We start from the raw sequence: 4,562 nt of genomic DNA on the forward strand, positions 1-4,562 counted from the left end.
GTCCCAGGTCCTCAGGTTGCGTCAGGTTTCTTGGCCAGCTCGAGCTGGCGTTGGGCTGTCAGGAGATGAAAGGGCGTTCCAGTGGGCTTGAGCCGCTTGGAAAGCGCCGGGTTGCTTTGAGGTCCTGGGTTAACTGCATGTGCGGCGCCTAGGTTGCTTGGGCGCCAGGTCTAGCGGCGGGCAGGCGCTCGGGTGGCAAACGGACGCTAGGACATCCAATTACTCAAAATAGTGGGTGCCGTGGACAAAAATCGTCGATATGTGAGCCTTCGCGCGAACGGAAGCGCGTCGCTCAAATGGTGACCTGGGAAAACGTCGGTAGGTTTGCGTTATCGGCGAAATAAATCTGCCTCAAGACTCACATATCGACGATTTTTGTCCAGCGTGACCCTAATTTGAAGAAGTTTGCTTTTGGGAACATTTCGCAAAGAAGGCGACTATGCTGTTCGGCGGTTTGAGAAAGGGAAGCGCATGATCATTTCAGGTGGTAAGGTCTTCAGCGGCGCGGGGTTCGACAATCGCGACGTGTTCATCGAGGGCGAGCGGTTCGCGCAGGCGTCGACAGGGGAGTGCCTACCTCAAGATATGGTCGACGCTTCCGATTGCTGGGTGCTCCCTGGTCTTATTGATGTGCACGTCCACGGAGCGATGGGGCATGACTTCTGTGACGCCGACGATGAGGGAATCGCCGCAATCGCCCGTTACGAAGCTTCTCAGGGCGTTACGGCCCTATTCCCGACGACGATGACGCTTCCCGAGGAGCGTTTGGTTCCCATCGTGGCATCGATTGCCGAGCATTCTGTCGCCGACGATGAGGCGGCGATTGTCGGAATCAACATGGAGGGTCCTTTCATCTCGCCGGGGAAAGTCGGCGCGCAAAACCCGTCGTACGTGCGCGGTGCGACGATGGGGGAATTTAAGCGCTGGCAAGAGGCGGCGCACGGGAAGATCAAGCTGGTCGATGTCGCGCCTGAGGAACCCGGCAACCTGGAGTTCATCCGCGAGGTTTCGGGGCGTGTTCACGTTTCGCTTGCGCATATGTGCGCCGATTACGAGACGGCTGCCGCTGCCTTTGAGGCGGGAGCGCGTCACATGACCCACCTGTTCAACGCGATGCCGGGGTTGCATCATCGCGAGCCGGGTCCGATTGCCGCTGCTGTCGACCGGCGAGACGTGACCTGCGAGATTATCGCTGACGGCGTGCATATTGCGCCTTCGATGGTTCGCCTCGCATTCTCGCTTTTCCCCGAGCGCATGATCTTGATCAGCGACTCGTTGCGCGCCTGCGGGCTGGGCGACGGTACCTTCGAGCTCGGTGGGCAGCTGTTCACCGTGCACGGCAATCGCGCGACTATCGAGAACGGCTCGCTTGCGGGCAGCGTGAGCAGCGTCATGGCGTGTTTGCGTACGGCGGTGACGAAGATGGGAATCCCCTTGGCCGATGCGGTTCGCGCTGCAACGATGACGCCCGCGAAGGCGCTCGGCATCTCGGGTGAGCGCGGAAGCATTGCGCCCGGGAAGATTGCCGATGCCGTCGTGCTCGACGGGGATCTTCAGGTAAAGCACGTCGTCTTGCGAGGGAAGCTGCTGTACTAAAGGAGAGCCTAGGTGGGATAAACGCGCGCCGGGGGTGTCGGAATAAGTGGGAAACGACAACTAACCCTCGCTGCTAAAAAAGTGCATCTTGAGAGGACGATTTTGGCACAAAAGCCGAGGTATCCCGTGGATAGAGCACTCGAATTGGGGAATGCGACGGACTTAAGCAGGCTCTTAAACAAGAAATCCCAGGTCAAGCGCTTGCTCGACCTGGGATTTCTTTTTGATCCCTTACTATCGAGTGGGACACCTCGGCTTTTGTGCCAGGATTGACTCGACTCGGTGTACTTTTACCCTTCGACCGCTTCCGCAAACCAGCTCGTGATGGACGTGGGGTGCGTGATGGCGGTTCCCACGACGACTGCCCAGGCTCCGGCGTCCATGGCGGCCTTTGCGTCGGCGGGCGTATGGACGCGGCCTTCGCAGATGACGGGCTTGTCGGGGAACTCCGTCGTCGCTTGGCGCACGAGCGCAACGTCGGGGCCGTCGGCCATTCCGCAGTCGATGGCGGCCCCAGGATGCGAAAGCGTTGTCGAGGCGATGTCACATCCGATGGCGAAGGCGTGACGGATATCCTCAATCGTCGAGCAATCGGCCATGACGAGCACGCCTTCTTCCTTGAGCGGGCGCACAGTATCTTCGAGCGTCTTGCCGTCGGGCCTCGGACGGTCGGTGGCGTCTACCGCGACGATGTCGGCACCTGCGGCAACGCAGGCGCGCGCATGACGCAGCGTCGGCGTGATGTAGACGCCCTCGTGTCCTTCCTTCCAAATGCCGATGACGGGCACCTCGGTACGTCCCTTGATAGCGGAAATGTCGGAGAGTCCCTGGCAGCGGATTCCGCCAGCGCCGCCCAGCTCGCAGGCGCGCGCCATCTGTGCCATTGTTTCAGGGTGGCGCAGGGGCTCACCCATGTAGGCCTGGCAGCTTACAATGAGCTTCCCCTTGAGCTGCTGAATAACGGGATCGATCATGAGATGCTCCTTTGCAGTTAGCGAGATGTGCTTTGGGTTGGGCGCGAGCTGCGAGCATGTATGCAGCTCGCCGGTTTTAGCCTTCGTTTGAAAGGACCGCTTAGGCGTTAAAGCGAATCGATGAGGTTCTCTGCCGCGCCGATGAGCGGGGCGGTTGCGCCAAGCTCGGCATCGACGATGGGGAGATCGCGCTGGATTGAGGGGATCTGACCGTCAAACCCGCGCTGCAGCTCCGCACGCCATTCGGTGCCGGCTTTCACCACCGATCCCGACAAGATCACGATGTCGGGATCGAGAATATTCGTAAGTCCAGCGATGGCCTGGCCGAGCGCAAAGCCCGCTTCCTTAATGATGCGTCGTGCGGGCTGCTCGCCTTTTGCGGCAAGTGCGGAAATCTCGGCACCAGAGAGACGCTCCTCGGTGGCTTCGAAGAAGCGCGCCTCGATGCCGCTACCTGCGGCGACGCTTTCCAGATGCCCGCTTCCTCCGCAAACGCAGGGAATCCCCGTGGCAACGGAGGAGGCCATATGTCCCACCTCGCCCGCGAAGCCGTGCTTGCCGCGCACGATGCGGCCATGCGCGATAACGGCGCCGCCGACGCCGGTTCCCGCGGCAATCATGATGCAGGTATCGGCACCGCGCCCAGCGCCCCAGCGGGCTTCTCCCACTGCATAAGCTTGCACGTCGTTCAAGACGGCGGCAGGGACGCCGCAGTGCTCGCGCAATGCAGAGGCGAGCGGTTGTCCGCTCCAACCTGGCATGAGATCGTTCGCGTAGGCGATGTCGCCGGACTTCGCGTCGACGCGCCCGGCGGTTCCCACTCCGATACCGAGGGGGGAGGCGGGGGCGCACGCGGCAAGGTTGCTCGCGAGCGAGCAAATCTTGCCGAGGACGCTCGCCCCGCCCTTCATCGCCTCGGTCGCCACGGTGCGCGAATCTTCCACGACGGGTTCTGCTTCGACGGAATCGTATCGAACGATGCTGCCCGTAATCTTGGTAGCGCCCACGTCGATCGCAACGACGCGTGCAGGAAACTCGCAGTTCGCAGGGAAGGTTGCCATGCTGCTCCTTGAATGGGTCGAAAGAAAAGAGCGCGACGCGTGGGCCTTTCGCCCTTGCACGCCGCGCTCCTCTGCTGGGTGACGTTATTTGCGGATAGGCGCGTCGGCGTCCATGAGGCCCGACTTCTTGAGGACCTCGACGATGGCCGCGACGTCTTCGCCTTCGAGCGCCTGGACAGGTTCGCGCATCTGGTTCGTGTTGAACACGCCCATCTGCCAAAGTGCCGTCTTGAACGCGCCCACGCCGGCTCCGAAGCCGACGGTCGCCTTCACGACGCGGGTGAGGAACATGAGGCGTGCGAGGTGATCCTGCAGCTCCTTGACCTTCGCCCAATCGCCTGCCTGGAACGCCTTGTACTGCTCGACGTAGCTGAACGGGTCGAGGTTCGCGAGACCGGGAACGGAGCCGTCCGCGCCGCCGAGGTAAGCGCCGTCGACGCAGACCTCATGGCCGGTGAGCAGCTGAAGCGGATGGCCTGCGTCCTCGTTTTCGAGCACGAGCCAACGGAAGGAGACGTCGTCGCCGGAGGAGTCCTTCACGCCCTGGAGCACGCCGTCCTTGCCGAGGCGCACAAGCATCGTGGGGTCAAGCTTGGTGTGCACGCACACGGGCAGGTCGTAAGCGAACAGCGGCAGGTCGGTGTTCTCGCGGATGTCGCGGAAGTGACGCTCGACCTCGCGTGGGCCGCCAAGCGCGTAGAATGGGGCGGTTGCGACGAGCGCGTCGACGCCGTAGCCCTTCGCGCGCTTGCACTGGTCGATAACGCGCAGGGTTTCCATGTCGATGACGCCGGCGAGCACGGGCACGCGATGGTTCACGATGGCCACGGCTTCCTGCAGCACGTGGTAGCGCTGGGCGTCGGTAAGGAAGGCGACTTCGCCCGAGGACCCCAGGAAGAACAGGCCGTTCACGCCTGCGTCGATCATGCGG

4 protein-coding genes are annotated in these 4,562 nt (G+C 62.1%); 1 reads left to right on the forward strand and 3 read right to left on the reverse strand.

All coding sequences use genetic code 11. The features are described from left to right. The first annotated feature begins 471 nt into the window (after positions 1-471). Positions 472-1,596, forward strand: coding sequence for an N-acetylglucosamine-6-phosphate deacetylase (gene nagA, locus Q0G18_RS08890; RefSeq protein ID WP_297152173.1), 1,125 nt, complete (start codon positions 472-474; stop codon positions 1,594-1,596). 290 nt (positions 1,597-1,886) lie between these two features. Here the strand turns inward: nagA and Q0G18_RS08895 are convergent, their stop codons facing one another. The 3 genes from Q0G18_RS08895 to Q0G18_RS08905 form a co-directional block, all read right to left on the reverse strand. Further along, positions 1,887-2,570, reverse strand: coding sequence for an N-acetylmannosamine-6-phosphate 2-epimerase (locus tag Q0G18_RS08895; RefSeq protein ID WP_297152175.1), 684 nt, complete (start codon positions 2,568-2,570; stop codon positions 1,887-1,889). A 107-nt stretch (positions 2,571-2,677) separates the two neighbouring features. After that, positions 2,678-3,631 carry an ROK family protein gene (locus Q0G18_RS08900; RefSeq protein WP_297152177.1) on the reverse strand — a complete coding sequence of 318 codons (954 nt, stop codon included), beginning with the start codon at positions 3,629-3,631 and terminating at the stop codon, positions 2,678-2,680. Between the two features lie 84 nt (positions 3,632-3,715). Then, positions 3,716-4,562: dihydrodipicolinate synthase family protein (locus tag Q0G18_RS08905; protein WP_297152181.1), on the reverse strand; the 847-nt coding region annotated here is incomplete at its 5' end.

Source organism: uncultured Ellagibacter sp., assembly GCF_934636505.1.
In the GTDB taxonomy this organism is placed as follows: domain Bacteria; phylum Actinomycetota; class Coriobacteriia; order Coriobacteriales; family Eggerthellaceae; genus Ellagibacter.

Excerpts from the sequence above, each read along its gene's own strand:
- Q0G18_RS08895 (WP_297152175.1), bottom strand. The coding sequence starts at position 2,570 with ATGATCGATCCCGTTATTCAGCAGCTCAAGGGGAAGCTCATTGTAAGC.
- Q0G18_RS08900 (WP_297152177.1), bottom strand. The coding sequence starts at position 3,631 with ATGGCAACCTTCCCTGCGAACTGCGAGTTTCCTGCACGCGTCGTTGCG.
- nagA (WP_297152173.1), top strand. The coding sequence starts at position 472 with ATGATCATTTCAGGTGGTAAGGTCTTCAGCGGCGCGGGGTTCGACAAT.